This is a genomic window from Streptomyces sp. NPDC007164 (assembly GCF_040634135.1).
GTDB lineage: Bacteria > Actinomycetota > Actinomycetes > Streptomycetales > Streptomycetaceae > Streptomyces > Streptomyces sanglieri.
In genome coordinates, this window is the sequence record NZ_JBEYFB010000013.1 from 122,925 (window position 1) to 149,482 (window position 26,558).

Sequence of the window (26,558 nt, forward strand, 5' to 3'; positions counted from 1 at the left end):
CCGGTCCCATCGCGACGACAGCGGCCGATGCCCAGGCATCCACCTCTGTGCAGCGATCCACTCAGTCGAGGGCGGGACCGTCCCCGGCTGAACGTCTCACCAACACCTCGACCGACTGGGACCCGGTCCTCGACCCGGCTGCCGGGCCAGTCGTACACCTTGGCGTACGGCCCGTGAGCGGCGTCCGCTACCGCAGCCCGAGGCAGGGCAGCCAGTCGCGCGAGGTGTCGTCGGTGGCGGTGAGCAGGGCGCTGAGTGCGCCCGGGGCTCCGGTGAGCAGTGAGGTGCGCGGCCGGTCCGGGGCGAGGGCGGCCGGCAGCCGGGTGGTCAGGTGCTCGGCCAGCCGGGCGCCGAGCACGGCGGCGGACGACAGCCGGGCCCAGCGGTGGAAGGCGTCCGCGACGGCCAGCACGCCCGCCGCGCCGTGGCACAGCGCGAGCCGGTCGGTCAGCGGGTCGCCGAAGAGGTGGAAGTCCTCGTCGTACCGCTCCGCGAGGGTGGCGAAGGCGGCCGCCGCCCAGTCGGCCGCCGCCCGGTCGCCCAGCACGTCGGCCGCGTCCCAGAGTGCCCAGGTGATGCCGGGGGTGCCGTAGCACCAGGCCTGCCGGGCCCGTGCCCCGGCGGGCGGCGGGCCGTCGCGTCCGGCGCCGTCCCAGCTCCGGATACCCCGGTCGTCCTCGAAGGACTGCTGCGCCAGCCAGTGGGTGGCGCGGCGCAGGGCGTCCGTCAGCCGAGGGCGTGGTCCGGTGCGGCGGACCGTGGCGGTGAGCCCGGCGACGAGTCCCGCCACACCGTGGCCCATTCCGGTGTTCACCCGGCCCTGGAGCCAGCCCAGCCGGGGATCCCCGGCGTGCCGGCCGATGTGCAGTCGGCGCAGGTCGTCGCTGTCGCACAGTGCCGCCAAGTGGGCGGCGAACGGCAGGAGTCGGCGTACGGACGGCTGTGGTTCCTGGGCGCAGAGCGCGAGCAGGGTGCCGGCCGGTCCGCCGATGAGGTCGTAGTCGGGCAGAGCGACGTCCGTCGTCCGCCAGGGGTGCGACGAGGCGCTGCTCAGCAGGTGGTCGCGCAGCCGGTCGGCGGCGCGGTGCAGCGGGGGGTGGATCCGGGCGGCCCGGCGCAGGCCGACGTAGGTTCCGGCCAGGCCGCCGTCGAGCAGCCCGCCGTGGGACAGTCCGCGGCCTACGGTCCGGGACCAGGCGGCGACCGCGCGCCGGGCGCTCGCAGCCGCGGCGGGGTCGCCCGCCCGGGCGACCAACGAGGCCAGTACCGGGACGCCGGGGTCGGAGGTGGTGTTCTCGAACTCCGGGTATCCGTCCAGGAATTGCCGGGCGAGTTCGAGTGCCGAAGGGTGCGGTCCGGGGCCGTACGGTGGCATCGGGCCTCCTCGTCGGGGAGCCACCCGGACCGGTCCGGGTAGCTCCGTTCAACTCAGTGATGGACGCGTCGCGTCCGGTCGGACATGGTCGGCGCCTCAGCTGCAGATGACCGAGTCGCAGCCGATGATCGTGCACAGGGTGCTGTAGCCGTCCGTCAGCGCGGGCAGCTCGGTGCCGGTGATGCGCTCGTCCAGCTCGTCGATGAGGGTGTCGAGGTCGGTGATCTCCATGGTGGACATGGTGTTTCCTCCTGTTTCCTACTGTTTCCCTGGTGGGTTGCCGCCCCGGCATCCGCCCGCACCGGGTGCGGACGGGCCGGGGACGTTCCGGGTGAGGGCGGCGGCGGCAGGCGCGGCCAGTTCCTCGGCGGTCCGGTCGAAGGGCAGCCTGAGCATCAGCTCGGCGGCGACCGGTGCGCCCTTGTGCAGTGCGTCGGACAGCGTCGGCCCGTGCGGTCCGGCCACCGGGCCGGGCAGCATCTCCTCGATGACCAGCTCGTCGCCGGGCAGCGCGGCGCAGGCTCGCTCGATGGCGTTCAGCGCGGTCAGCGCTTCGAGGTCGACCGGCACCGGCTTGGTCTCGAAGGCCGGCCGTACGAAGACGAACCGCGGCATCGCGGCGGACCGTACGAGCATGGCCAGCGTCCGTACCCGGTCGAGCTCACCGTCGCCCGGCCGCCACAGCCGGGCTCTGGGCACCCGCCAGACGGCCGGGGAGACGACCAGGTCGCCGCCGATCGTCACCCTGGGCGTACGGGTGACGTCCGGGTGCGCGGGGAAGGCCGCGGCGAGACCGTCGAGCCGGAGCACCGTGGCCGCCCAGGGGTGCCCGGCCGACAGCAGCAGCCGGAACAGCACGTCGTACGGGGGCATCGGGCTACGGGTGGCGTGGTGGACGGGCACCACACGCTCCCCGTCCGCCTCGGCGACGATCCGGCCGCCGGAGCGGCGCAGGGTGATGCGGTCGAGGGGAAGGTAGCGCGGGCCGGGGGCGCCGGGGCTGCTGGGGCTGCCCGAGCTGCTGGGGTCATCGGGTTCACCGGGGCCGCCGACGCCACCGGGACCTCCCGGACGCCCAGGGCCTCCGGAGCCTCCGGAGCCGAAGTACGCGGCCGGGTTGGGGTCGCCCGTCCACCAGCCGGTGGTGACGGGCCGTCGGACGGCGTTGGCCGCGCGCTCCGACACCGGCGGTACGAGCAGCTCGACGAACCTCACCCCGGCTCGCCGCTCCACCGCGGCCAGGAAGTCGCGGTAGGCGCCGACGGACCCGTAGCCGCCGTACAGGTCCTGGAGCGCCTCGGCGAACCGGGCGTCGATGATTCCGGCGGGCGAGGCGGTCTCCAGCACCGCGACGGGCCCCGGGCCGGGCAGCGGGCGCACCAGACAGTCCAACGGCCAGGGCGGCACCGCCACTTCGGCCGGCGGCGCTCCGAGCGCGTCCAGGAGGTCGTCGTCGATGTCCACCTGCGCCGCGTCGCGGTGGGCGGCGAGATGGGCGAGGAGCCGGGCGTATCCGGATTCCGGTCCGTGGGCCGGATGCCATCCCCCGTAGCGGCGCGGGTTCGGCCCGGGGGACGGCCGCTCGCCCGACGACAGCAGCGCGGCCAGGATCTCGCCGACCGGACGCGGTCGCTCGTCCAACTGCTCGGTACCCGGCGTGGGGGCCGGTGCGCCGGAGCCCGCGTCCCGGTCGGCCCGGCGCAGGGCGGCCACCCGGTGGGCGGTCCACAGGGCACGCTGGACGCGGGCGGCGGCCCGGTCGGGCACCCGGGCGTCCAGACCCCGGTAGGAGTCGAGGAACCAGCCGTCGTCCGGCCCGGATTCTCCGGATCGGCTGCCCGGCCGGGGCAGCTGCCCGGATCCGGCCACCCGGGCGGCCGGGGACCAGGCGATGCGGCGATGGCGCGGGGCCGCGCAGATCTGGAGCACGCCCAGCCCCGTCAGGTGGGTGAGGAATCCGCGCAGTACCAGGGGGTCGGCGACCGGCAGCGCGCACTCCAGTTCCGCAAGGGTGCGCGGCCCTTCGGCGAACAGGGTGAGCAGCAGGTCCAGCAGCGCGGTACGCCGCACCGCGACCTGCCTCAGCCGCCCCGGATCGCCCGGGTCGATCGCGTAACAGCGCAGCGTTTCCCCCGCCCCGGCCTCGTCGCCGCCGATGTCGGTGAGTGACAGCGGGGCGGGCGCGAGCGCGGTGGCCGGGCCGGCGCCCCGCAGGTCCTGCGCACCGGCGAGGGTGCGTACGAGGTGAACGTTCTCCACGGCGGCGGCGGCCAGCCCGGCCAGCTCGGCACCGGGGGTGAGCAGCCGGAACCCGGAGCCGGTGACCGCATCCGGGAAGCCGGAACCCGATCCGGAGCCGATGACCGCATCCGGGAAGCCGGAACCCGCCCCGGCACCGGCAACCACACCCGGAAAGCCAGAACTCGCCCCGGCACCGGCAACCACACCCGAAAGGCCGGACCCCGCCCCCTCCCCCTCGCCGGCGACCGCTCCCCGCAATCCGCAGCCGCCGACCGGGACCGGAGCGACCTGTCCCACCCACCCCCGTGGCGTGGTCTTCGCCGCCGCCCGGCCCACGGCCCGCCACAGATACGCGGAACGCTTGCGCAGCCGCTTCCCACTCCACGTCTCGCCGTCGGCCAGGCGTGCGGCAACGTCCTGCACCAGCCCGGGGCTCGCTCCGTCGACGAACTCCCGCAGGACCGGGCCGGCGGACACCAGCGACAGGGCCAGCGCTCCCACCCGCTCGCGCTCGTCGCCGAGCGCGCGCTCCAGTTCCGCCCGGGTCGCGAGGGCCGACGCGGCGGCGCGGCAGAGCGCTCCGGCCTCCCGTACGAGCCACTCGGGTACGGCGGTCACCGTCTCCAGGAACCGGCAGTCCGCCGGGCCCGGCGGACTGCCGGCGTGCAGGCGTCGTCGCAGGGCCAGCACGGCACGGCGTTCGGTGTCCGTCAGACGCTGGTCGGGGACGACGCCGCTCAACGCCTCGGCGAGGCGCCGGGCCTGCGCGGTCTGCCGCTCGACGGCGTCGGCGTGCTCGACGACCCGGCCGAACAGCCCGGAACCGCCTGCGGCCGTCCACATCGAGAGGGGGACGCCGGAGGCGCGCACCAGGGCGGTGGCGCCGAGCAGCCGGCCGCCGGTCGTGCCGGGGCGGGCAGGTACCGGCGAGGACACGTGGAGTCCGGTCATGTCAGTCCACCGCCCCGTCGTCCGCCCCGTCGTCGAACAGCGCCTCGGCGATCAGGCTCTGGCGGGCGTGCGAGAGCCGTGCCCGGTTCCAGTGGAAGATCACGGCGTGGGCGGCGGCGCGGCGCGGGCCGCGTTGCGCGTAGCCGGACTCGAAGTAGCCGGTGCGCCAGCGGGCCGCGGCCAGGTGCACCGCCTCGCAGTGCCGCTCCTGGCCCGCGCGCCAGGTCTCGGGCAGACCGGTGAGGAGCTGGGCGCGAGGCTGTTCCCAGTAGGCGCGGATGCCCTGCGCCGCCCGGCGGAGCGCGGCGTCCCGCAGGCCCTCGGGAAGCCTGCGTCCGGTGTCCGTGCGCACCGCGTCCCAGACGCCCCGGTGTTCCCAGCCGACGATGCCCAGGCCGTCGAACATCTCGCGGAGCAGGGCGAGCGAGAGCCGCCAGTCGGCCGCGGCGTGCCCGCCGCCGTCACCGGGCCGCCGGGTGTGGTGGTCGAGCCAGGCCAGGGAGTCCGCGGTGAACACGTCGTGCACCCACGGCATGGAGCCGGGGCCGCCGAAGAGGTAGGACTCCGGCTCGTACACCGCACACACCGGCGGCCCGGCCAGCCCGCCGAACTCCTTGATCCGGCCGAGGAGTTCGGCCTGCAAGAGAACGGTGCCGGCCGGCCTCGACGCCTGGAAGCGCACCCGCAGACCGGGGGCCTTGTGCATGAAGAAGAAGGCGCGCGCGGTGTGTTCGTCGAGAAGGTCGTGCGCGGTACCGGCGAGCCATTCGTACAGGCGCGGCCATGAGCGCGGCTGCGGGGCCAGATTCACCTGAACCCAGCTCGCCTCCGGGTGCTCCACCCCCAGCATGGGACCTCCGTGTGTCGTGTTTTCGGCATGACGGTGCATCTCGGGGATCGCCGGATGTGTCCGCGGAGTGGGCGCCGCGGTCTCGCTCGGGAATCGTGAGAAGCCCTGCTCGGTGCTGTGTGTCGTCTACGGATTCGCGGACGCACGGGACGCTTCGGAACGCCCTGGCCGCTTGCCGGCCGGACCGGATGCGCCCCGGGCCGGCCGGCCGGAACCGGAGGCCCTGCCTGTCTGCGCCGGACCGGTCAGGTCCGTCAACAGGTCAATTCCCTCGTCAACACCGACTGAAAGAAATATGGCAATTAGTCAGATTATGGACGGGTGTGCGCTTGGCGTGACCCGTGAGCCAGGAGCGCAGAAACCCACGCCGTCGCACGATCCACGGCAACGACGGACGCGAACCGTTTCCGGGCTTCGAGCGCCCCCATTTCCGCCTGTCTGCGCAGTTCACGGCCGTGCCACGCTGACGATGACCAGGGGCGGAACCCCGGTCACCGTCTGGAAAGAGGTCTCTGTCATGAACCGCTTCAGCGCACTCGCCCTCACCTCTCTCGCCCTGGCCCTGGGGCTGGCCACCGGGCCCGCCGCGACCGCGGCCACCGGCCCCGCCACCGCGACCGCGACCGCGACCACCGCGACCGCGACCACCGGGAACGCCGCTCCCGGGAGCGCCAGGGCTTCCTTCAGCTGCAGCCCCGGTTACTTCTGTATCTACAGCGATTGGAACGGGGGTGGCACCCGCTGCCAGTGGTCCGACAAGCAGCGGGCGAATACCGCCGACGACTGCTCGTTCATCCAGCGGGGCCAGAACGTCCGCTCGGTGTGGAACGCGACCGGGCACCGCGTGCAGTACTACACCCAGACCAACTACAACTCCCGGGTCGGCTCCACCCCCGCCGGCAACGGCGGCAACCTCCAGGGGAACTACCAGATCCGTTCCTTCAAGCCTCAGTAGGCGGCGGATCGCACACGCGAAGGTCCTCCCCGGCCGATGGCCGGGGAGGACCTTCGCGTGTCCGCGGCCGTGCGCCCGCGTGGGCGTGCTGCGCATCACCCTGGACAGCGCCGGTGACCCCCGGGTAACTTTTGAACATATCTGAGCAAGCGCTTAGCCAGTCCGGCCGAGAACTCGCCCGAAGCTGACCAAGGAGGCACCCCGTGCGCCGTACGGTATTCAACGAGGACCACGAGGCGTTCCGGGAGACCATCCGCGCCTTCATCGAGGCCGAGGTCGCCCCCGTCTACGACGAGTGGTTCGCGGCCGGCCAGGTGCCCCGCGACTTCTACTACAAGCTCGCCGAGCTGGGCATATTCGGCATCGAGGTGCCGGAGGAGTTCGGCGGCGCCGGGGTCGAGTCCTTCAAGTTCGAGGCGATCATCTCCGAGGAGTGCGCCCGCGCGGCCGTCAACTTCGGCGGCTCCGGCGTCCATGTGCTGCTCTGCCTGCCGTACATCAAGGCGTACGCCACCGAGGAGCAGAAGAAGCGCTGGCTGCCGGACTTCGTCACCGGCAAGTCGATGTACGCCATCGCCATGACCGAGCCGGGCACCGGTTCCGACCTGGCCGGCATGAAGACCACCGCCAAGCTCTCCGAGGACGGCACGCACTACGTCCTCAACGGTGCCAAGACCTTCATCACCGGTGGCGTCCACGCCGACCGGGTCATCGTCTGCGCCCGCACCGACGCGCCCCGGGCGGACGACCGCCGGCACGGCATCTCGCTGCTCGTCGTCGACACCAAGGCCGAGGGCTACTCGGTCGGCCGCAAGCTCGACAAGCTGGGCCTGCGCACCTCCGACACCGCCGAGCTGGCCTTCGTCGACGTCAAGGTGCCGGTCGAGGACCTCCTCGGCGAGGAGAACAAGGGCTTCTCCTACCTCGGCCAGAACCTCCCGCAGGAGCGCCTCGGTATCGCCGTCGGCGCGTACGCCCAGGCCAAGGCGGCCGTCCGGTTCGCCCAGCAGTACGTGAGCGAGCGCACCGTCTTCGGCCAGACCGTCGCGTCGTTCCAGAACACCAAGTTCGAGCTGGCCGCCTGCCAGGCCGAGGTGGACGCCGCCGAGGCCGTCTGCGACCGCGCCATCGAGGCCCACGACGCCGGTGAGCTGACCGCCGCCGAGGCCGCCTCCGCGAAGCTGTTCTGCACCGAGGTCGCGCACCGCGTCATCGACCGCTGCCTCCAGCTGCACGGCGGCTACGGCTACATGAACGAGTACCCGATCGCCCGCCTGTACGCGGACAACCGGGTCAACCGCATCTACGGCGGCACCAGCGAGGTCATGAAGTCGATCATCGCCAAGTCCATGGGGCTGTGAGAGCGGCTACGTTCCTCCCATGAGCGCAGCACTCGACTCCCTGCTCGATCTGCTCGACCTGGAGCAGATCGAGCGGGACATCTTCCGGGGTACGAGCCGTTCGGCGGTCGTCCCCCGTGTCTTCGGCGGCCAGGTCGCGGCCCAGGCCCTGGTCGCCGCGGGCCGGACCGTCCCCGCCGACCGGACCGCCCACTCCCTGCACTCCTACTTCCTCCGGATGGGCGACCCGGGCGCGCCGATCGTCTACAGCGTCGACCGCATCCGCGACGGCCGCTCCTTCACCACCCGCCGGGTCGTCGCCGTCCAGCACGGCCAGCCGGTCTTCCACCTCTCGGCCTCGTTCCAGACGTACGAGGAGGGCCTGGAGCACCAGGCGGCCATGCCGTCCGCCCCGGACCCGGAGACGCTGCCCACGGCCGCGCAGATGCTGCCCCGGTACGCGGACCGCTTCAGCGAGCCCGGGGTCGTGGACCGGCTGATCGAGGCACGGGCCGCGGTCGACCTGCGGTACGTGGACGCGCCGCCCTTCGGCACCGTGGGCGAGCCTCGCGAGCCCCGCTCCCAGGTGTGGTTCCGCACCAACGGAAAGCTCGCGGACGATCCGCTGCTCCATGTCTGCATGGCGACGTACGTCTCCGACATGACGCTGCTCGACTCGGTGCTCCTCGCCCACGGGCGCGGCGGCTGGGCGGTCGGCGACGTGGTCGGCGCGAGCCTGGACCACGCGATGTGGTTCCACCGGCCGTTCCGGGCCGACGAGTGGCTGCTGTACGACCAGGAGTCGCCGTCCGCGTCCGGCGGGCGCGGACTCGGCCAGGCCCGGATCTACACCCAGGACGGCCGGCTGGCGATCACCGTCATCCAGGAGGGCGTGGTCCGCGTCCCCCGGACCTGACACGCTCCGGGACTGACCCGCCCCAGGACTGACCCGCCCCGCGTCGGCGGGCCGCGGAGGACCGATTCGGACATACTCCCCACCATGAGCGACGAGACCACGAGTGGCGCGAAGGCCGGTGGCGGGGAGTCCGTCTTCACGGTCGTCGTCGCGGCGTCGGCCAATCTCGGCATCGCCGTGGCGAAGGCGGTCGCGGGGCTGATCAGCGGATCGAGCGCGATGCTCTCCGAGGCGGCGCACTCGGTCGCCGACACGGTCACCGAGCTGATGCTGCTCACCGCGCTGAAGCGCAGCGAGAAGCCCGCGGACGAGGAACACCCGCTGGGCTACGGCCCGGAGCGCTACATCTGGGCGATGCTCGCCTCCGTGGCCACGTTCGTCGGCGGTGCGGTCTTCTCCATCTACGACGGCGTCCACACCCTCGCGGCGGGCGAGCAGCTCGGCAATCCGCTCGTCTCGTACATCGTGCTCGGCGTGGCCTTCCTGCTGGAGGGCTACTCGCTGCGCACCGGGGTCCGGCAGGTCCGCGGCGAGGCCGCGCGGCTGCGGGCGCCCGTCGGGCACTACTTCCGCCACACCCCCGACACCGCGGTCAAGGCCGTGGTGATGGAGGACTCGGCGGCGCTGGTGGGTCTGCTGCTCGCCGCGGGCGGCCTGCTCGGCGGCCAGCTGACCGGTTCCGGGGTCTGGGACGGCATCGCGTCGGTCCTGATCGGTCTGCTGCTGGTGTACGTCGCCTGGGTGCTGGGCCGGTCCAACGCCCAGTTGCTGATCGGCCGCCCGGTCCCGAAGACGATGCGGGCCGGTATCCGCGAGGAACTGCTCTCCGTCCCGCACATCATCGACGTACTGGAACTCACCACGCTCATCCAGGGCCCGACCGAGATCCTGATCGCCGCGAAGGTCGACTTCCGGGACGCCTCGACCGCCGACCAGATCGAGTGGGCGTGCGAGGAGGCGGAGGAACAGCTGCGGGAGCGCTATCCGTCGGTGCGCCGGGTGTACCTGGACCCGACGCCGGGCCTGCGGCAGCGGCGGCGCCGGGCGGGCGGGGCCGGCGCCTGACCGGGCCTACGAGCGGGCCAGGTTCCGCAGTTCCTGGGCGGACATGCTCCCGGCGCGGGCCGCGAGGTGGTCCTGGACGGTCTTGTGCAGGAAGGCGTAGCCGTCCCCCGCGCGGCGCATGATCGCCCGGTCGGTCGCGTAGTGGAGGAACCCCCGCTGGAGGTGGTTCATCACCGGCGACCCCAGGAGCGGGAAGGGCGCCTGGTAGACGAAGACCATGCCCCGGTAGAACCGGTTCGGCCGGCTGGCGGGGTTCCCGGCCTCGTACCCGCTCATCCACCGCATGCCCCGGAACATCCAGTACATCCCCGGCGGCAGGAGCCGCCTGGCCACGTCGTCCGGCGCCTGGAGGGCGATGTGCAAGGGATCGTCCGGGTAGTACACCGTCGCGTGGACCTCGCTCAGGCTCTGGGCGAGCCGCAGCAGATCGGCCTGCACCTGGCCGGCGGGGCGTTCCGGCGTGTTCGGCCGGCCGCGCAGGCTCCGGTCGCGGTGGATCATGCGCTCGATGTAGGCGTCGAAGATGCGCCCCCGGCGCTCCCCCACGTCGCCGGAGGCCGCGACCTCGTTCTCGTCCGTGCCCTCGTAGGCGAGCACGGCGACGCCCAGCATGAGCGGTGTGGTCAGCAGCCGGGACAGCACCGGATCGGCCGCCGCCGCTGCCGCCAGGCCGCGCAGCCGTCCGCCCGCGCTGTTGAGCAGGGCATGCACGGCAGTGACCTCAAGGGGCTGTACGCAGACCGCGCCGTTGACGGTCAGCCGTTCCGCCAGATCGTCGTAGTCGGTCGAACGGCACGAGACGGCGATCGGGCAGTGCGGGTACTGCTCGGCCGAGAGCAGTTCGTTGACCGCCCGGACGCAGTCGGCGCGCAGGTCCGGCGCGACTTCGTCGAGCCCGTCCAGGACCAGGGTGATGCCGTTGTCCCGCAGCAGCGCGAGGCCGGTCGCCCGGGACACCCGGTACCGGCTGTGCAGTTCGTCGAGGATCCATCGCGCGAGCGGTTCGCCGTGCCAGTCCGTCAGCAGCAGGAAGGCCGGTACGGGCGCGGCCCCGTCGCGCTCGGCCGCCTCGATCAGCCTCTCGGTCAGTTCGAGCATCCGCGAGGTCTTGCCCGCGCCGGGGGCGCCCAGCACGAGGAGCTGGCCGCGGTGGCGGTCGAAGACCTCGTCGATCCGGGTCCCCGCGGGCAGCGGCACCCCGCTCTCCCGCCCGCCGGTGACGAGCCGGGGCGCGCCCCAGGGGTCGTGCACGGCCGCCTGCTGCTCGGCGAGGCCCAGCTCGATCCGTACCGACCGCTCCCAGCTCCGGTCCGCACCGTCCGTCCAGCTCCGGCGCACGGCGTGCAGCAGGGCGGCGCGCGCCCTGGCCCGTTCGTCGGCGTCCAGTTCGGGGGCCGCGGCCTCCGGCACCAGGCTGCGCAGATGCACGATGTAGAGGAGCAGGCCCACCAGTACGAAGGCGACGCTCGCGCCCACGACGAGCGTCCGGCGGTCCTCGCCCGCGAAGCCCTTGTAGATGTCGGGCAGCAGCCCGGCGGCGAGCTCCTGGAGGAGGAAGAGGGCGAGCAGGATGAGCAGCCCGGCCAGAACCGACGTCGGCCCGCTCCTGCGGGGCCGCTGCCCCGGTGTAAACATGCGCCCCCCACACAACGCCGGACATTCGTGGCGCAGAGTAGCAACTATGCGGGCAGGCCGTGGAGTTACGCCCCCGGGGCCGGGCGAGCGCGGAGGGAACTCCCGGATCAGCCCCGCGTCAGCCCCTCGTCAGCCCCGCCGCGTCCAGCAGGTACTCCGTCATCGGGTCGTAGAACCGCGGGTCCAGCACGTGGTCGTCCAGCGGAACGGCCACCTGGAGCGTCCCTTCCGCCTCGCCGAGGAAGAGTGCCGGGTCATTGCAGTCCGCGTACCCCACCGCGTCCAGGCCGCGCTGCGCGGCGCACCCGGCCCAGCCGTGGTCGGCGACCACCAGATCCGGCAGCGGGCGGCCCTCGCGCTCCAGGCCGTCCAGGATGGCGGCCATCGGGGCGGGCGAGTGGGTGTGCCAGAGGGTCGCGCCGCGCTCCTGCACCGCGACGTCCGCGAACTGGAACACCATGCCCTCGTCGGCGATCAGCCCCGAGGGGATCGTCACGATCTCGCATCCGGCGGCCCGCAGCGCGTCCGCCGTCTGCCGGTGCACGTCGAGGAGCCCGCCCGGGTGGCCGGTCGCGAACAGCACCCGCTCCGACCCCGCCGCCGCCTTCCGCAGCCGCGCCGCCATCCGCTCCAGGGCGTCGACGGTCAGCTCCGGATCGATGGTGTCCTGCCCGAACCGGTGCTCCGGGTCGTCGCTGACCCCGCAGCGCTCGGCCATCACCGCCAGCACGTCCTGCTCGTCGCGCCACCGGTCACCGAGCTCCAGGCCCAGCCAGTAGTGGCGCTCGCCGTTGGCAAGCTTGCGGTAGTGGGAGAGGTTGTTGTCGCGGGGTGTGGCGACGTCTCCGGCGATACGCGTACGGACGAGATGTTCGACGAGGGCGGCACGGCTGGGTATCGGCATGCACCCATTGTGCCGTCAGGTGTGCGCAGTGTGCCGGGTGTCTTGCACGACGCGCGGATCGAACCCGGCCGCCGCTCAGGGCAGCCGGGTCGAATGCGTGATCTTCTCCAGGTGGTAGTACTGGGCGACGCACTTCGCCGGCCACGCCCGCCGGCCGTGATCGCCGAACGGCTCCAGCATCCCGCTGACCGACACCGGCGTGTACGGGAGCACCCGGGCGCCGCGCGCCGCCGCCTCCCTCAGCGAGCGGTCCTGCCGGTCCCACCGTTGGGCACGCACGTCCATCTGCCGTTCCAGCCGGAGCAGCGGGACGGCGAGGCCGGCGCAGGCCGCGGCGCACACCACTCCGGCAACCACCGCCGTCGCCGCGCGGATTCCCCGCCTGCCGGCCCGCAACGCCCGTCCCAGCAGGGCGCCGGTGCCGACCAGGAACAGCACGAACAACAGGAGGAAGTCGCCCCAGATGCGCGACGCGGTCCCCGCGCTCGCCCCGAAGGCGGGGTAGGCGATGACGACGCAGAGGTAGCCGGAGACCAGGAAGGCGAGGAATCCGACGAGAACCAGGAGGAGGGGCCTTCGCCGCAAGGACCCGTCCGGCCCGTGCGTTCCTCGCTCGCCTCCGCGCACCAGCAGGCCCAGCAGCACGCCGACGGCGACCGCTCCCAGGTACTGCCAGGTCGTGAAGACCGTCACCAGGACGTGGACGAACGCCCGCAGCGCCGCGGTCAGCGCCTCCGGGCCGAACATGGAGGTGCTGTCGGCGCCGAACCGTCCGCGCCGGAAGCGTGCGCCGGGCGACAGGTACAGGATGGCCTCCCCGACAGCGACCCCGGCGAAGGCGACCAGGCACCAGACGCGCGTACGGGTCCGGCCTGCCCCGGGAAGGGCCCACCGGCTCAACAACAGGACGGCGGCGAGCACGACGACCGCGACGATCGCCGTCTCCTCCGACAGGGTGCCGATGAACATCCCCGCCAGGTACGCGACGCAAAGCGCAAAGTCGCGTCCCCGCCGTGTCCGTGCGCGCAGCAACGGGATCACGGCGGCGCAGGCCAGCACCGGCGCGACGGTGTGCGAGACGGAGTTGGCGGGCCAGTAGAACGCCTTGTACGGGTTGGGCGTCGCGAGGAAGAGGAGCGCCGCCGTCGTCGCGCCCACCAGCAGCGCCAGCCCGCGTGGCGCGGTCAGCCCGGCCCTCTTGAGCGCGGAGGCGATCAGCGCCCAGAGGATGCCCAGCATGAGCACCCCGCTGACCAGGGCGAACCATTGGTGGCCCGGGACGCCGAAGGCTCCGTACGCGATGACGAGCAGCGCGTTGGCGATGCGTCCGTTGTCGTGGAGGAAGAACTTCCCGATCATCCCGGAGGCGCCCCCGTCCCGTACGACCGGGAGGAAGCACCAGTCGTCCCCTCCCGGGCGGACCAGCCGGCCGATCCAGAAGGCCGCGCCGAGCAGGGCGAGCGGCAGCAGGGCAAGGCCCGAGGTCCCGATCGCCGCCCACCGCCGCGCGGGGCCCGGACGAGGCTCCGGCCGGGAGGCTTCCTCGCCCTCCGCCTGTGTGCCGGCGGATTTCGACATGTCCGTGGTCATGTGCACTGGTGCCCTTCGTACGTTGCTCGCGTCCTGCACGCCGGGAGGTCGAGGCGGTGGGTTCACGGTGTGGTGTGTCCGGTACTGCTCCCGGCCGGGCCGCCGCCCTGCCTGGCGATGGCGGCACCCGAGTCGATGGCCCAGCGGGCGAGCAGGAATGAGAAGGGGGTGGCGAGGACCCCCGCGGCGACGGCCGCGATGTTCTTGTCCATTCCCAGCCTGCTCACGCCGAGGTAGAGCAGAATTCCGGTGAGTACGAGATTGACGATGCTCGACAGCGGATACCGGACGAAGGCGTGCCAGGTCGGCTTCGTACGGCAGGTGATGCAGGAGTTGAGCAGGAATGATCCCACGACACTGACCGTGTATCCGATGACGTGTGCCGCCAGGTAGGGAATCCAGGCATTCAGCGAGGCGTATACCGCCAGATATACCGCCGTATTGATGATTCCGATCAACCCGAATTCGATGAACTGGCGTACGGTGCGCCTCTTCGATGCCCCGAGCGCAGTCGCCCCGGTGCGTCCCGCCGACGGTCTCCCGCTGCCGGGGGCGGACGGGCCCGAACGCACTCCCGCCGGAATATCGACCGGGAGGACGTGCGGGGATTCGTTGGTCTCCCGCACCAGGTAGTGCGGGCGGCGTTTCGACTCGGAGTAGATGCGTCCCACGTACTCGCCGATGACGCCGAGTGTGGCGAGCTGGATTCCGCCGAGCGCCACGACGGCGGTCAGCAGGGTGGTGTAGCCGGGTACGACGACACCGTGGAGCACGACGCCGACGATGGTCCACACGGCGTATCCCAGTGCCGCCAGCGCGAGCGCGAGGCCGATGTGGATGGCCAGGCGCAGCGGATGGCTGTTGAAGGAGATCAGCCCGTCGATCCCGTAGTTGAGCAGGCGTCTGCTGCCCCACTTCGAACGTCCCGCCGCGCGCTGGATGTTCCGGTAGGTGAAACCGACGGTGTCGAAGCCGATCCAGGAGAAGATCCCTTTGGAGAACCGGTTGGTCTCGGGCAGCGCGAGCACGGCGTCCACGGCGGTGCGCGACAGCAGCCTGAAATCGCCCTCGCCGTCGACGACCTCGACGTCCATGCACCGGCCCATGGCCCGGTAGTAGAAAGCGCTGAGAAACGTACGCAGGGCGCCTTCTCCCGCGCGGTCGCGCCGCGCGACGACCTGGTCGTAGCCGCGCTGCCGCAGCTCCAGCATGCGGGGCAGCAGTTCGGGCGGGTGCTGGAGGTCGGCGTCCATGAGGACGACGGCGTCGCCGCGGGACATGCGCAGTCCCGCGAGCATGGCGGCCTCCTTGCCGAAATTGCGGCTGAAGGAGGTGTAGCGGACCCGTCGGTCCGCAGTGGCGAGCGAACCGATCCGAAGCCTGGTCCGGTCGCTGCTGCCGTCATCGACATAACAGATCTCGAAGGTCCGCCGCGTCGGTTCGAGGGCGGAGATCAACGCACGGTGGAATACCTCGATGACCTCGTCCTCGTTGAAACAGGGGACAATGATCGAAACCTGACATGTTTTCATTCACATTCCCCATCAGGCGTGGGCGGTTCAGCTCGAACCATATTCCTGAGGGCCTCGCGATACTGCGACCGACGGAGCTCGTCGAGTAAAAGGAAAGGGAATTTTGAGGAGACACCTCATCCCTTTCACATCAATTCATATATTCAAGGCCGGGCGGAAATCGCGGACATACCCGCCGGACCCCCGCCGACCCGCCCTACGCGCGGGCCGCCGCCTCGAACGCCCCGCGCGCCAGCCGGTGCAGCAGGGCCGCCGTGTCCGCGCGGTCCGGGAGCGCGCCGGGCCGGCCCAGGTGCGGGGTCGAGTTCAGCAGGCCGAAGACGGCGTGGACGGCGGCGCGGGCCTCGTGCTCGGGCAGGTCCGGGTACATCTCGCGGACCACCTCCACCCACACCTCGACGTACTGCCGCTGGAGCTGGCGGACCCGCTTGCGGTCAGCGTCCCGGAGACGGTCCAGCTCGCGGTCGTGGAGGGTGATCAGGGGGCGGTCGTCGAGGGCGAAGTCGATATGGCCCTCGATGAGCGCGTCGAGCAGGGCCTGCGGCGAGCCGTCCCTGGAGGCCGCGTCCTGCGAAACCCGCAGCTGCCCGCCCGCCAGCAGCCGCTCACTGATGCCGACCAGCAGCTCGGCGAGCATCGCGTCCTTGCCGGGGAAGTGGCGGTAGAGCCCGGGTCCGCTGATGCCGACGGCAGCGCCTATCTCGTCGACACCGACGCCATGGAAGCCGCGCTCGGCGAAGAGGCGGGCGGCCTCCTTGAGGATCTGCTCGCGGCGGGTGGGGGCGTCCGTCCTCGTGGTCATGGATTCGATTCTAGACAGCCGGGTTAGCGAACGTTAACCGACGCCGGGCCGCGCCCACAGCGTCACCGTGCGCAGCAGCCACTCCACCGGCCCGAGCCGGTACCGGCGCATCAGCCATCCGCTCAGCGCGACCTGGCCGGCGTACAGCACGATCCCCCCGCCGACCGCCGCCGCGGCGCCCGTACGGCCGTACAGCCCGAGCCCGTACCCGGAGAAGACGAGGGCCATGACGAGGGACTGGGTCAGGTAGTTGGTCAGCGCCATCCGCCCGGCGGGCGCGAGGACCCGGGCCGTCGCGGCGCCGCTTGGTGTGGCGAACCACAGCAGCAGCCCGGTGGCATACGCGGCCGAGAGCGCCGGGGCTGCGGCCATGCCGACCGCCAGGCCCAGCAGCACCCAGCGCTCCGACAGCGGCCCCACGATCGCCGCGGCGGAGAAGACCGCCCCGGGGATGCCGACGGCGAGCCCGGTCAGGAGGATGCGGCGCAGCCGCGCCCGGTCGGCGAGGGCGGCCGGGCCGAGCCACTGCCGCCGCCCGGCCACGAACCCCATGAGAAAGGCGGCGGCGACGAACCCGCCCATCAGTACGACGGCCGCCGCCGCCTCGGGCAGCGCCCGGAGGTTGGCGCCGACGACCTCGGCGAATCCGCCCCGGTAGGCGGCCGTCAGCTCGGCGTTCGCCGTGGCGTTCGCGCCCGCCTCGGCCGGGTCGAGCAGCGCGACCCCGAGACCGATCAGGAGCAGGAAGCCACCGGCCCCACCGAACACCCAGAGCGCCGCCCGCCGGACCGCGTCGGGCCCGGCGTTCCTGACGGCCAGCAGGAGCAGCCCGAACAGGGCGTAGATCATCAGGATGTCGCCGGCGTACAGCAGCACCGCGTGGGCGAACCCGAGCACGAAGAGGGCGGCCAGCCGCCGTGACATCCGGGGCAAGAAGCGCGCCCCGGCGCGGGCGGCCGAGTCCATCTGGAGGGTGAAGCTGTATCCGAACAGGAAGGAGAAGAGCAGATAGAACTTCGACTGCGCGAGGAGCACGACCAGCCACTGCACCGCTCCGTCCGCCGCGTGCACCTCCGCGAGGAGGTCCCTGGCGCCCGGAGGCCCGGCGGTCGTCATGAGGTTCACGGCCAGGATCCCGGCGAGCGCGAACCCGCGCAGGGCGTCCACTTCGAGGATGCGTACCCTCCCGCCCACTCCCCCGGCCGCCCCCGCGCCCGCATCCGCGCCCACGTCCCGCATCGTCCGCGACTGCTGTGTCATCCGCTCTTTTCCCCCACCCTGAAGGCCATCACCGACCCACGGCCGGCTCCGCCCCGGGTCAGGGAGCGGCAGGGGCCATTATCCCGACCGGCCCGCACGGCCCAACCGGCCCGCACGGCCCAACCGGCCCGCACCGTCCAACCGGTCCGCACAGGCCACGCAGTCCACACAGGCCACACAGGCCACACAGTCGGACCGGTCCGCACAGACCGACCGGTCCGCGCAGCCCACGCAGTCCAACCGGTCCGCACGGTCCGAGCGGGCCGCCGGCCCCGGGTCGCTCATGTCCGATACGGCCCGACGTCCACCGGAATCGGCGCAGACGCGGACCGGGTGCGGACCGAGTGCCCTGGACAAGGCTGTTAGCGCTCGTTAACCTGAAGTCGGACGTTAACGGTCACTAACTACTGCGGTACGGGCAAGGGGGCTCGACACGATGCAGCAGGCACCGGTGCTGGCGAGCGCGGCCGATCCCGCCTCCGAGGCCTGGAAGGCCAACGAGGCGGCGCATCACGCGCTCGCCGACGAGCTGCGTGAGCGGCTCGCCACGGCCAGGCTCGGCGGGGGTGAGAGGGCCCGCGCCCGGCATGTGGCGCGCGGCAAGCTGCTGCCCAGGGACCGGGTGGACACCCTGCTCGACCCGGGTTCCCCGTTCTTGGAGCTGGCCCCGCTGGCGGCCGAGGGGCTGTACGGGGGCGCCGCCCCGGCGGCGGGCGTGATCGCCGGAATCGGCCGGGTCAGTGGCCGGGAGTGCGTGATCGTCGCCAATGACGCGACCGTCAAGGGCGGCACGTACTACCCGATGACGGTGAAGAAGCACCTCCGCGCCCAGGAAGTGGCGCTGGAGAACCGTCTCCCCTGCCTCTATCTCGTCGACTCGGGCGGCGCGTTCCTGCCGATGCAGGACGAGGTCTTCCCGGACCGCGAGCACTTCGGGCGGATCTTCTACAACCAGGCGCGGATGTCGGGGGCGGGCATCCCGCAGATCGCCGCCGTGCTGGGTTCGTGCACGGCGGGCGGGGCGTACGTCCCCGCGATGAGCGACGAGGCCGTGATCGTCCGTAACCAGGGCACGATCTTCCTGGGCGGTCCCCCGCTGGTGAAGGCCGCGACCGGCGAGGTCGTGACGGCCGAGGAGCTGGGCGGCGGCGAAGTGCACTCCCGTACGTCGGGGGTGACCGACCATCTCGCCGAGGACGACGCGCACGCGCTGCGGATCGTGCGGAACATCGTCGCCACGCTGCCGGACCGGGGCGCGCTGCCGTGGTCCGTGCGCCCCGTCGACGAGCCGAAGGTCGATCCGGCGGGTCTCTACGGCGCGGTCCCGGTCGACTCCCGCACCCCGTACGACGTGCGCGAGGTGATCGCCCGGGTCGTCGACGGCTCCCGGTTCGCCGAGTTCAAGGCCGAGTACGGCACGACGCTGATCACCGGCTTCGCGCACATCCACGGCCATCCGGTGGGCATCGTCGCCAACAACGGCATCCTGTTCTCCGAGTCCGCCCAGAAGGGCGCGCACTTCATCGAGCTGTGCGACCAGCGCGGCATCCCGCTGGTCTTCCTGCAGAACATCTCCGGCTTCATGGTCGGCCGCGACTACGAGGCCGGCGGCATCGCCAAGCACGGCGCCAAGATGGTGACGGCGGTCGCCTGCACCCGCGTCCCGAAGCTGACGGTGGTCGTCGGCGGTTCGTACGGCGCGGGCAACTACTCCATGTGCGGCCGGGCCTACTCCCCCCGCTTCCTGTGGATGTGGCCCAACGCGAAGATCTCCGTCATGGGCGGCGAGCAGGCCGCGTCCGTCCTCGCGACGGTCAAGCGCGACCAGCTGGGCGACGACTGGAGCGCGGCCGACGAGGAGGCCTTCAAGGCCCCGATCCGCGAGCAGTACGAGACCCAGGGCAACGCGTACTACGCCACGGCCCGGCTCTGGGACGACGGTGTGATCGACCCGCTGGAGACCCGGCAGGTGCTGGGACTCGCCCTGACCGCGTGCGCCAACGCCCCGCTGGGTGAACCCGGCTTCGGCGTCTTCCGGATGTGAGGAACAGATGACGATGTTCGACACGGTTCTGGTCGCAAACCGCGGCGAGATCGCGGTACGTGTCATCCGCACGCTGCGGGAGCTGGGCGTCCGCTCGGTCGCCGTCTTCAGCGACGCGGACGCGGACGCCCGGCACGTCCGGGAGGCCGACACGGCGGTACGGATCGGGCCCGCCCCCGCCGCCCAGAGCTATCTGAGCGTGCCCGCGCTGCTGGACGCCGCCCGCCGCTCCGGCGCGCAGGCCGTCCACCCGGGATACGGATTCCTCGCCGAGAACGCGGGCTTCGCGCGGGCGTGCGCCGAGGCGGGACTGGTCTTCATCGGCCCGCCCGCCGCCGCGATCACGCTGATGGGCGACAAGATCCGGGCCAAGGAGACGGTCGCGGCGGCCGGGGTCCCCGTGGTGCCCGGCTCGTCCGGGAGCGGGCTCACCGATGCCCAACTGGTCGACGCGGCCCGCGCGATCGGGATGCCGGTGCTGCTGAAGCCCTCGGCGGGCGGCGGCGGCAAGGGCATGCGGCTGGTGCGCGACGAGGCGCTGCTCGGGGACGAGATCGCGGCCGCCCGGCGTGAGGCCCGGTCCTCGTTCGGCGACGACACCCTGCTGGTGGAGCGGTGGATCGACCGGCCCCGGCACATCGAGATCCAGGTGCTGGCCGACGCCCACGGCAACGTGGTCCACCTCGGCGAGCGCGAGTGCTCGCTCCAGCGCCGCCACCAGAAGATCATCGAGGAGGCGCCCTCGGTCCTGCTCGACGAGGAGACCCGCGCCGCGATGGGCGAGGCGGCCGTCCAGGCGGCCCGCTCCTGCGGCTACGTCGGCGCGGGCACGGTGGAGTTCATCGTCCCGGGCAACGACCCCGCCTCGTACTACTTCATGGAGATGAACACCCGCCTCCAGGTCGAGCACCCGGTCACCGAACTGATCACCGGCCTGGACCTGGTGGAGTGGCAGCTGCGGGTCGCGTCGGGCGAACAACTCCCCTACGGGCAACAGGACATCACCCTCACCGGCCACGCGATCGAGGCCCGGATCTGCGCGGAGGACCCGGCCCGCGGCTTCCTGCCCTCCGGCGGCACGGTCCTCGCCCTGCACGAGCCGCAGGGCAACGGCGTACGGACGGACTCCGGGCTCGCCACGGGCGGCGAGGTCGGCAGCCTGTACGACCCGATGCTGTCGAAGGTCATCGCGTACGGCCCCGACCGGGCCACCGCCCTGCGCCGGCTGCGTGCGGCGCTCGCGGACACGGTCATCCTCGGCGTCCCGACCAACGCCGGATTCCTGCGCCGGCTGCTCGCCCACCCGGCGGTGGTGGCGGGCGATCTGGACACGGGCCTGGTGGAGCGCGAGGCGTCCGCCCTGGTCCCGGAGGGCGTCCCCGAAGAGGTGTACGCGGCGGCGGCCCTGCTGCGCCACTCCACGGCCCCCGCCGCCTCCCGGGCCGACGCCGCCGGCTGGGTCGACCCGTTCTCGGTGGCCGACGGCTGGCGGCTGGGCGGCACCCCGGCCCGTACGGTGCTCGACTTCCGGCTACCGGGCCGCGACCCGGTGCAGGTCTCGCTGCGCTCCTGCCCGGCCGGTACGGAGCTGACGTTCGGCCACGTCGGGGAGGGTGCCGAGCCGCCGCAGCCGGTGACGGGGGCCTGCGGCCCGCTGGCTCCGCTGCCCGGCGGCAGGGAGACGGCCAGACCGGTCGAGGTCTCCGGGACCCGCCTCACCCTCGAACTCGCCGGAGCCACCCACACGTTCAGCCATGCCCGCTCACCGGAGGGCGTGTGGCTCGGCCGGGGCGGCGACAGCTGGCACGTACAGGATCACGACCCGGTGGAGGCGTCGCTGGCCGGCGCGGGCCGCGCCGGTGCGGACACCCTCGCCGCGCCGATGCCCGGGACGGTCACCGTGGTGAAGGTGGCGGTCGGGGACGAGGTCGTGGCCGGCCAGAGCCTGCTGGTGGTGGAGGCCATGAAGATGGAGCACGTCATCTCCGCCCCGCACGCCGGGACCGTGACCGAGCTGGACGTCAGCGCCGGCACCACGGTCGCCATGGACCAGATCCTGGCCGTGGTGGCCCCCGTGGAGACTTCCGCAGACGCCCCCGGGGAGCAGGCATGACGACATCCCGCACCCTCCCCATGACCGTACCGGCCCAGGATCTGCCCGCCCGGGTCCGCATCCACGAGGTCGGTGCCCGCGACGGGCTGCAGAACGAGAAGGCCGTCGTACCGACCGAGGTCAAGGCGGAGTTCATCCACCGCCTGGCCGCGTCCGGCCTGACCACCATCGAGGCGACCAGCTTCGTGCACCCCAAGTGGGTGCCCCAACTGGCCGACGCCGAGGACCTGTTCCCACGGCTGGCCGGCATCGAGGGCGTCGCACTGCCGGTCCTGGTCCCGAACGAACGCGGCCTGGACCGGGCCCTGGCGCTCGGCGCCCGCCGGATCGCGGTGTTCGGCTCGGCGACCGAGACGTTCGCCGCCCGCAATCTCAACCGCACCGTCGACGAGTCGCTCGCCATGTTCGAGCCGGTCGTCGCCCGCGCCAAGGCCGACAAGGTGCATGTGCGCGGCTATCTGTCGATGTGCTTCGGCGACCCGTGGGAGGGGCCCGTCCCCGTCCACCAGGTCGTCCGGGTCGCCAAGGCACTGATGGACCTCGGCTGCGACGAGCTCTCCCTCGGCGACACCATCGGCGTCGCCACGCCCGGCCACGTACAGACCCTGCTCGCGGAGCTGAACGAGGAGGGCGTACCCACCGACACCATCGGCGTGCACTTCCACGACACGTACGGCCAGGCCCTCTCCAACACCCTCGCCGCGCTCCAGCACGGGGTGACCACGGTGGACGCCTCCGCGGGCGGCCTCGGCGGCTGCCCGTACGCGAAGAGCGCGACCGGAAACCTCGCCACCGAGGACCTCGTGTGGATGCTCCAGGGCCTCGGTATCGAAACCGGGGTCGATCTCGACGCGCTCGCCGCCACCAGCGTGTGGCTCGCCGAACAACTGGGCCGACCCAGCCCGTCCCGTACCGTCCGCGCGCTCTCGGTGCGATAGCCCCCGTTCCCACAAGGAGTGACCCTGCCATGCCCCTGGACCACCGGCTGACCGCCGAACACGAGGAACTGCGGCGCACCGTCGAGGAGTTCGCGCACGACGTGGTCGCGCCGAAGATCGGCGACCTGTACGAACGGCACGAGTTCCCGTACGAGATCGTGCGCGAGATGGGTCGGATGGGCCTGTTCGGGCTGCCGTTCCCGGAGGAGTACGGCGGCATGGGCGGCGACTACCTCGCCCTCGGAATCGCCCTGGAGGAGCTGGCCCGGGTCGACTCCTCCGTGGCGATCACCCTGGAGGCCGGGGTCTCGCTCGGCGCGATGCCGATCTACCACTTCGGCACCGAGGAGCAGAAGCAGCGGTGGCTGCCGAGGCTCTGCTCGGGCGAGGCGCTCGGCGCGTTCGGCCTGACCGAGCCGGACGGCGGCTCGGACGCGGGCGGCACCCGGACGACGGCGGTGCGCGACGAGGCGACCGGCGAGTGGGTGATCAACGGCTCCAAGTGCTTCATCACCAACTCCGGTACGGACATCACGGAGCTGGTCACGGTGACGGCGGTGACCGGCCGCAAGGAGAACGGCGCCCCGCGCATCTCCTCCATCATCGTGCCGTCCGGCACCCCCGGCTTCACGGTCGCCGCCCCGTACTCCAAGGTCGGCTGGAACTCCTCGGACACCCGCGAACTGTCCTTCACCGACGTCCGCGTCCCGCTGGAGAACCTGCTGGGCGAGGAGGGCCGCGGCTACGCCCAGTTCCTGCGCATCCTGGACGAGGGCCGGATCGCCATCTCCGCCCTGTCCACGGGCCTGGCGCAGGGCTGCGTCGACGAGTCGGTGAAGTACGCCGCCGAGCGCCACGCGTTCGGCAGGCCGATCGGCGCCAACCAGGCCATCCAGTTCAAGATCGCCGACATGGAGATGCGGGCCCACATGGCCCGGATCGGCTGGCGCGACGCCGCCTCGCGCATGGTCGCGGGCGAACCCTTCAAGAAAGAGGCCGCGATCGCGAAGCTGTACTCCTCGACGGTGGCGGTGGACAACGCCCGCGACGCGACCCAGATCCACGGCGGCTACGGCTTCATGAACGAGTACCCGGTGGCCAGGATGTGGCGCGACTCCAAGATCCTGGAGATCGGCGAGGGCACGAGCGAGGTCCAGCGGATGCTGATCGCCCGCGAGTTGGGCCTGCCTGCCTGACATGTACGAAGGGGCGGGCCTCCCCGGAGGCCCGCCCGGCCCGGTCCCGGGCCCGGTCACCCGCCCAGGCCCTTGTGCGGAGATGCAGGATCGGCGAACCCGGGCTGAGGCTCAGCGCCACGGCCTCCTGCTTGGTGGCCAGGCGAGCGCGGACCGTCTCCGTGAACTCCGCGAGCATGTAACCGTGTTCCTCCAGGCGTGCGTAGATCCCGCCACCACCCGGGTTCTCCGCGAACAGCTCCGGGATGTCCTTCGCGACCTCCCACGGCAGATAGGAAGTCGCCTCTTCCGTGGGGGTGCCGTCGCTGAAGTACAGACGACGGCGCGCGAGTACTCGACTGCCCGTGTCCACGCCCAGCCGTTCCGCGATGTCGCCGGGCACCTCGACCGGTCCGACGTAGAGAACTTTGACCGTCGGCGCCTTCCCCGCATGCTCGGCCTCCGCGAGGTACGCGGCCTTCCCCGCTCTGCGGTGCGAACGACGGAACCGGTCCGAGGACTTGCGAAGTACCGGCGGCCTGCCCTTCACGAAGGAGCCCTTGCCGTGGTGCGTGTCGATCAGACCCATCGGCCTCAGCTCCGCAACCGCCCTGCGGGCTGTTCCCTGCGAGACCGCGTAGCGGGTCATCAGCACCGACTCACTCGGCACCTTCTCTCCCGGCGCCAGCACACCGGCCCTGATCTGTTGCGCCAGGTCCTCGGCGATCTGTAGATACCGAGGCTTGCCGGAGTCCCTGGGAACCGTGGTCGCCACGTCGTTCTGCCCCTCCTATGCTCCTGTACATAAGCGTCCCCAGGAAGGTATACGCATGTCCCTCCACTCGGTCTCCGTGGCCGGCGTCGTCCGCGAAGACGGCCGGATCCTGGTCATCCGCAGGGCGGACAACGGGGCCTGGGAAGCGCCGGGCGGGGTGCTGGAGCTCGACGAACGGCCGGAGGACGGCGTCTGCCGCGAGGTGCTGGAGGAGACCGGCGTCAAAGTCCATCCCGTGCGACTGAGCGGTGTCTACAAGAACATGGGGCGCGGCATCATCGCCCTGGTGTTCCTGTGCCGTCCGGTCGGAGGCGAGGAGCAGACCTCACCCGAGTCGGCCGAAGTCCGCTGGCTCACCCGCGAAGAGGTCCGGGACCGGATGACGGAGGCGTACTCGGTACGTGTTCTCGACGCACTCGACCACCACGCCGCCCCCGTACGCGCGCACGACGGACGCCGACTGGTGTAGGCCATCGAAGAACGGACGCGAGCCGACATTGAAGCGACAGCATCCCGCTGCAAGCGCACAGGTATGGGCCGACGCTCGGCTCCTGTGGGACCACCACCTGATGCACCACACCCCCCGCCCCTGCTCGGTCGCGATCGGGCTCGGGAGCCATGACCTCGGCGTGGCCGACACGGCCGTGGATCTCCACCGGCGCGGCATGGCGCCGCTCCTCGTCTTCACCGGTGCGACCAGCCCCACCACACGCGACCGAATGCCTCGCGGTGAGGCCGTGCACTACCGGGAGCGGGCGCTCGAACTCGGCGTTCCCGACAGTGCCGTGCTGGTCGAACCGCGCGCCCGAAACACCGGTGAGAACATCCGCTTTTCGCGCGAACTGCTCGAAGAAACCGGCGTCGGCGTCTCGTCCGTGCTCCTGATCAGCAAGCCCTACGAGGAGCGCCGTGCCAATGCCACGGCCCGCAAGCTCTGGCCCGGCGTCGAGTTCGTCAGCGCGTCGAGCCCGATGACCTTCGAGGAGTACGTGGCCTCCATCCGGGACGAGCGCCTGGTGATCGGCATGCTCGTCGGTGCGCTGCAACGCCTGATGATCTATCCGGGCCAGGGCTTCATGGTCGCCGACCCCGTCCCCGGCGAGGTGGCGGCGGCGTACGAGCGGTTGTGCCGGGCGGGGTTCACGAGCCGGCTCGTGACCGACGGGCGCGGCGCGGTGGGTCAGTAGCGGTAGCCGGGCCAGTGGGGGTCGTCCCAGCGGGCATCGCCGGTGAGGCCCAGGAGCCGTATCCGGTCGAGGAGTTCGTCGGGTGCTCCGTGGGCGACGAGGCGGGGGCGGGCGTGGCCGACGAGCCAGGCCGTCAGTTCGGCGCACTTCTCCTGCCTGTTGTCCCAGGCATCCCAGGGGAGGGCGTCGCCGAGCAACTCGTACTCCCAGTGGTCGGCGGCTGCGGCGAGGTGCCGGTCGGCCGTGGCTCCGGACTGCGACTCCCAGTGGGCGAGCCATGGGGTGAGCGTGCCGGAGGCCTCGGCGATCAGCGCGAGGAGATCGTGGGCGGGGAGGACGGGCGCCGGGTCGGTGAGCGTGTCGGCCCACCAGGCTTCGAGGAACTCCCGTACCGCTGCGGCCTGTTCGGCGGGCCACCGCTGCCAGCGGCCACGGCTGAACGAGCGGCCGATGTCGTCCAGGTCGCGGTACGGGTCGGTGTGGCCCGCCACGAGGGACCGGGCGAACTGAGGGAGTATCCGGCGCAGCACGGCGGGGTGGTCGCTCCAGTCGGGAGCCGTCCAGGTGCGTCGCAGGAGGTCGGGGTCCAGCTCCTTGTCCGGCACCTTGAGCTGGGCGAGTTCCCGTGCGCTGCCCCAGTGGCACTCGCAGTTGTGCTCGTCGGGATGGGCGGTCATTCCGCGGAAGGTGACCGCGAGGCCGTCCAGTGCGGCATCGAGGCGGCGGGTGCGGCGCGGCTCGGAGTGTGTCATGGGCGTTCGCCTTCAGGGCTCCGGAGGCTGACGCCGGCCGAAGATTGCCACCTTACCCGGAGGGGAAGGGGCGGGGTACTGCCGACCGGATCCCGGCGTGACGAACCGGATCGGCCCCGCCAACCAGCGGCCGTGCGTGGCTGGTTGACGGAGGCGGC

Annotated in this window: 22 protein-coding genes; 10 read left to right on the top strand and 12 right to left on the bottom strand. The window is 72.1% G+C overall.

Annotated elements, in window-relative coordinates:
* Positions 1 to 187 precede the first annotated feature (187 nt).
* From ABZ622_RS18870 to ABZ622_RS18885, 4 genes are all read right to left on the bottom strand, one after another.
* Positions 188 to 1,375 carry a lanthionine synthetase LanC family protein gene (locus ABZ622_RS18870; RefSeq protein WP_360544470.1) on the bottom strand — a complete coding sequence of 396 codons (1,188 nt, stop codon included), beginning with the start codon at positions 1,373 to 1,375 and terminating at the stop codon, positions 188 to 190.
* Between the two features lie 96 nt (positions 1,376 to 1,471).
* Positions 1,472 to 1,615, bottom strand: coding sequence for a hypothetical protein (locus ABZ622_RS18875; RefSeq protein ID WP_360544472.1), 144 nt, complete (start codon positions 1,613 to 1,615; stop codon positions 1,472 to 1,474).
* An 18-nt stretch (positions 1,616 to 1,633) separates the two neighbouring features.
* Complete coding sequence (locus ABZ622_RS18880) at positions 1,634 to 4,567, bottom strand: lantibiotic dehydratase (protein ID WP_360544474.1); 2,934 nt, start codon at positions 4,565 to 4,567, stop codon at positions 1,634 to 1,636.
* A gap of 1 nt (position 4,568) precedes the next feature.
* On the bottom strand, positions 4,569 to 5,417 hold the full coding sequence (locus ABZ622_RS18885) for a thiopeptide-type bacteriocin biosynthesis protein (protein ID WP_360544476.1): 849 nt from the start codon (positions 5,415 to 5,417) through the stop codon (positions 4,569 to 4,571).
* A 517-nt stretch (positions 5,418 to 5,934) separates the two neighbouring features.
* On the opposite strand from ABZ622_RS18885, the gene ABZ622_RS18890 reads away from it, so the two are divergent.
* The 4 genes from ABZ622_RS18890 to ABZ622_RS18905 all read left to right on the top strand — a co-directional run bounded on the left by ABZ622_RS18890 (position 5,935) and on the right by ABZ622_RS18905 (position 9,693).
* On the top strand, positions 5,935 to 6,372 hold the full coding sequence (locus ABZ622_RS18890; protein WP_360544478.1) for a peptidase inhibitor family I36 protein: 438 nt from the start codon (positions 5,935 to 5,937) through the stop codon (positions 6,370 to 6,372).
* Between the two features lie 203 nt (positions 6,373 to 6,575).
* Positions 6,576 to 7,733: an acyl-CoA dehydrogenase family protein gene (locus ABZ622_RS18895; RefSeq protein ID WP_360544480.1), complete on the top strand. Its 1,158-nt coding sequence runs from the start codon at positions 6,576 to 6,578 to the stop codon at positions 7,731 to 7,733.
* 19 nt (positions 7,734 to 7,752) lie between these two features.
* Positions 7,753 to 8,628 carry an acyl-CoA thioesterase II gene (locus tag ABZ622_RS18900; protein WP_360544482.1) on the top strand — a complete coding sequence of 292 codons (876 nt, stop codon included), beginning with the start codon at positions 7,753 to 7,755 and terminating at the stop codon, positions 8,626 to 8,628.
* 84 nt (positions 8,629 to 8,712) lie between these two features.
* Complete coding sequence (locus tag ABZ622_RS18905; RefSeq protein ID WP_360544484.1) at positions 8,713 to 9,693, top strand: cation diffusion facilitator family transporter; 981 nt, start codon at positions 8,713 to 8,715, stop codon at positions 9,691 to 9,693.
* A gap of 6 nt (positions 9,694 to 9,699) precedes the next feature.
* Here the strand turns inward: ABZ622_RS18905 and ABZ622_RS18910 are convergent, their stop codons facing one another.
* The 6 genes from ABZ622_RS18910 to ABZ622_RS18935 form a co-directional block, all read right to left on the bottom strand.
* Complete coding sequence (locus tag ABZ622_RS18910; RefSeq protein ID WP_360544486.1) at positions 9,700 to 11,328, bottom strand: NACHT domain-containing protein; 1,629 nt, start codon at positions 11,326 to 11,328, stop codon at positions 9,700 to 9,702.
* A gap of 118 nt (positions 11,329 to 11,446) precedes the next feature.
* Positions 11,447 to 12,232, bottom strand: coding sequence for a phosphatase (locus tag ABZ622_RS18915; protein WP_360544488.1), 786 nt, complete (start codon positions 12,230 to 12,232; stop codon positions 11,447 to 11,449).
* A 75-nt stretch (positions 12,233 to 12,307) separates the two neighbouring features.
* Positions 12,308 to 13,810, bottom strand: a complete 1,503-nt coding sequence (locus ABZ622_RS18920; RefSeq protein WP_360544490.1) for a DUF6056 family protein — start codon at positions 13,808 to 13,810, stop codon at positions 12,308 to 12,310.
* A gap of 74 nt (positions 13,811 to 13,884) precedes the next feature.
* Positions 13,885 to 15,354, bottom strand: a complete 1,470-nt coding sequence (locus ABZ622_RS18925; protein WP_360544492.1) for a glycosyltransferase — start codon at positions 15,352 to 15,354, stop codon at positions 13,885 to 13,887.
* A 196-nt stretch (positions 15,355 to 15,550) separates the two neighbouring features.
* Positions 15,551 to 16,156, bottom strand: coding sequence for a TetR/AcrR family transcriptional regulator (locus ABZ622_RS18930; RefSeq protein ID WP_266915701.1), 606 nt, complete (start codon positions 16,154 to 16,156; stop codon positions 15,551 to 15,553).
* A 33-nt stretch (positions 16,157 to 16,189) separates the two neighbouring features.
* Positions 16,190 to 17,416 (bottom strand): DUF418 domain-containing protein, encoded by a 1,227-nt coding sequence (locus ABZ622_RS18935; protein WP_360544494.1) that lies wholly within the window; start codon positions 17,414 to 17,416, stop codon positions 16,190 to 16,192.
* A gap of 436 nt (positions 17,417 to 17,852) precedes the next feature.
* Here ABZ622_RS18935 and ABZ622_RS18940 point away from each other — a divergent pair, with 436 nt between their 5' ends.
* The 4 genes from ABZ622_RS18940 to ABZ622_RS18955 are packed head-to-tail and all read left to right on the top strand — an operon-like array spanning position 17,853 to position 23,707.
* Entirely contained in the window at positions 17,853 to 19,460 is a 1,608-nt protein-coding gene (locus ABZ622_RS18940; protein WP_072489144.1) for a carboxyl transferase domain-containing protein, read from the top strand.
* Between the two features lie 13 nt (positions 19,461 to 19,473).
* Positions 19,474 to 21,573 carry an acetyl/propionyl/methylcrotonyl-CoA carboxylase subunit alpha gene (locus ABZ622_RS18945; protein WP_360544496.1) on the top strand — a complete coding sequence of 700 codons (2,100 nt, stop codon included), beginning with the start codon at positions 19,474 to 19,476 and terminating at the stop codon, positions 21,571 to 21,573.
* Positions 21,570 to 22,511 carry a hydroxymethylglutaryl-CoA lyase gene (locus ABZ622_RS18950; protein ID WP_360544498.1) on the top strand — a complete coding sequence of 314 codons (942 nt, stop codon included), beginning with the start codon at positions 21,570 to 21,572 and terminating at the stop codon, positions 22,509 to 22,511. Before ABZ622_RS18945 ends, ABZ622_RS18950 begins: the two co-directional genes overlap by 4 nt.
* A gap of 29 nt (positions 22,512 to 22,540) precedes the next feature.
* The gene (locus ABZ622_RS18955; protein ID WP_360544500.1) at positions 22,541 to 23,707 is read left to right on the top strand and encodes an acyl-CoA dehydrogenase family protein; all 1,167 of its coding nucleotides are present in this window, start codon (positions 22,541 to 22,543) and stop codon (positions 23,705 to 23,707) included.
* Here ABZ622_RS18955 and ABZ622_RS18960 read toward each other — a convergent pair.
* The gene (locus ABZ622_RS18960; RefSeq protein ID WP_360544502.1) at positions 23,589 to 24,461 is read right to left on the bottom strand and encodes a GntR family transcriptional regulator; all 873 of its coding nucleotides are present in this window, start codon (positions 24,459 to 24,461) and stop codon (positions 23,589 to 23,591) included. The genes ABZ622_RS18955 and ABZ622_RS18960 overlap by 119 nt on opposite strands.
* A gap of 55 nt (positions 24,462 to 24,516) precedes the next feature.
* Here ABZ622_RS18960 and ABZ622_RS18965 point away from each other — a divergent pair, with 55 nt between their 5' ends.
* A complete protein-coding gene (locus ABZ622_RS18965; protein WP_360544504.1) occupies positions 24,517 to 24,930 on the top strand; it encodes an NUDIX domain-containing protein in 414 nt (137 codons plus the stop codon).
* Positions 24,931 to 25,030: 100 nt separating this feature from the next.
* On the top strand, positions 25,031 to 25,648 hold the full coding sequence (locus ABZ622_RS18970; RefSeq protein ID WP_360544507.1) for a YdcF family protein: 618 nt from the start codon (positions 25,031 to 25,033) through the stop codon (positions 25,646 to 25,648).
* Here the strand turns inward: ABZ622_RS18970 and ABZ622_RS18975 are convergent.
* Positions 25,642 to 26,400: a hypothetical protein gene (locus tag ABZ622_RS18975; RefSeq protein ID WP_360544509.1), complete on the bottom strand. Its 759-nt coding sequence runs from the start codon at positions 26,398 to 26,400 to the stop codon at positions 25,642 to 25,644. The two genes, ABZ622_RS18970 and ABZ622_RS18975, sit on opposite strands and share 7 nt — an antisense overlap.
* Between the last annotated feature and the right edge of the window lie 158 nt (positions 26,401 to 26,558).

Excerpts from the sequence above, each read along its gene's own strand:
- ABZ622_RS18870 (WP_360544470.1), bottom strand. The coding sequence starts at position 1,375 with ATGCCACCGTACGGCCCCGGACCGCACCCTTCGGCACTCGAACTCGCC.
- ABZ622_RS18875 (WP_360544472.1), bottom strand. The coding sequence starts at position 1,615 with ATGTCCACCATGGAGATCACCGACCTCGACACCCTCATCGACGAGCTG.
- ABZ622_RS18880 (WP_360544474.1), bottom strand. The coding sequence starts at position 4,567 with ATGACCGGACTCCACGTGTCCTCGCCGGTACCTGCCCGCCCCGGCACG.
- ABZ622_RS18885 (WP_360544476.1), bottom strand. The coding sequence starts at position 5,417 with ATGCTGGGGGTGGAGCACCCGGAGGCGAGCTGGGTTCAGGTGAATCTG.
- ABZ622_RS18890 (WP_360544478.1), top strand. The coding sequence starts at position 5,935 with ATGAACCGCTTCAGCGCACTCGCCCTCACCTCTCTCGCCCTGGCCCTG.
- ABZ622_RS18900 (WP_360544482.1), top strand. The coding sequence starts at position 7,753 with ATGAGCGCAGCACTCGACTCCCTGCTCGATCTGCTCGACCTGGAGCAG.
- ABZ622_RS18905 (WP_360544484.1), top strand. The coding sequence starts at position 8,713 with ATGAGCGACGAGACCACGAGTGGCGCGAAGGCCGGTGGCGGGGAGTCC.
- ABZ622_RS18910 (WP_360544486.1), bottom strand. The coding sequence starts at position 11,328 with ATGTTTACACCGGGGCAGCGGCCCCGCAGGAGCGGGCCGACGTCGGTT.
- ABZ622_RS18915 (WP_360544488.1), bottom strand. The coding sequence starts at position 12,232 with ATGCCGATACCCAGCCGTGCCGCCCTCGTCGAACATCTCGTCCGTACG.
- ABZ622_RS18920 (WP_360544490.1), bottom strand. The coding sequence starts at position 13,810 with ATGTCGAAATCCGCCGGCACACAGGCGGAGGGCGAGGAAGCCTCCCGG.
- ABZ622_RS18925 (WP_360544492.1), bottom strand. The coding sequence starts at position 15,354 with ATGAAAACATGTCAGGTTTCGATCATTGTCCCCTGTTTCAACGAGGAC.
- ABZ622_RS18930 (WP_266915701.1), bottom strand. The coding sequence starts at position 16,156 with ATGACCACGAGGACGGACGCCCCCACCCGCCGCGAGCAGATCCTCAAG.
- ABZ622_RS18935 (WP_360544494.1), bottom strand. The coding sequence starts at position 17,416 with ATGACACAGCAGTCGCGGACGATGCGGGACGTGGGCGCGGATGCGGGC.
- ABZ622_RS18940 (WP_072489144.1), top strand. The coding sequence starts at position 17,853 with ATGCAGCAGGCACCGGTGCTGGCGAGCGCGGCCGATCCCGCCTCCGAG.
- ABZ622_RS18945 (WP_360544496.1), top strand. The coding sequence starts at position 19,474 with ATGTTCGACACGGTTCTGGTCGCAAACCGCGGCGAGATCGCGGTACGT.
- ABZ622_RS18950 (WP_360544498.1), top strand. The coding sequence starts at position 21,570 with ATGACGACATCCCGCACCCTCCCCATGACCGTACCGGCCCAGGATCTG.
- ABZ622_RS18955 (WP_360544500.1), top strand. The coding sequence starts at position 22,541 with ATGCCCCTGGACCACCGGCTGACCGCCGAACACGAGGAACTGCGGCGC.
- ABZ622_RS18965 (WP_360544504.1), top strand. The coding sequence starts at position 24,517 with ATGTCCCTCCACTCGGTCTCCGTGGCCGGCGTCGTCCGCGAAGACGGC.
- ABZ622_RS18970 (WP_360544507.1), top strand. The coding sequence starts at position 25,031 with ATGCACCACACCCCCCGCCCCTGCTCGGTCGCGATCGGGCTCGGGAGC.
- ABZ622_RS18975 (WP_360544509.1), bottom strand. The coding sequence starts at position 26,400 with ATGACACACTCCGAGCCGCGCCGCACCCGCCGCCTCGATGCCGCACTG.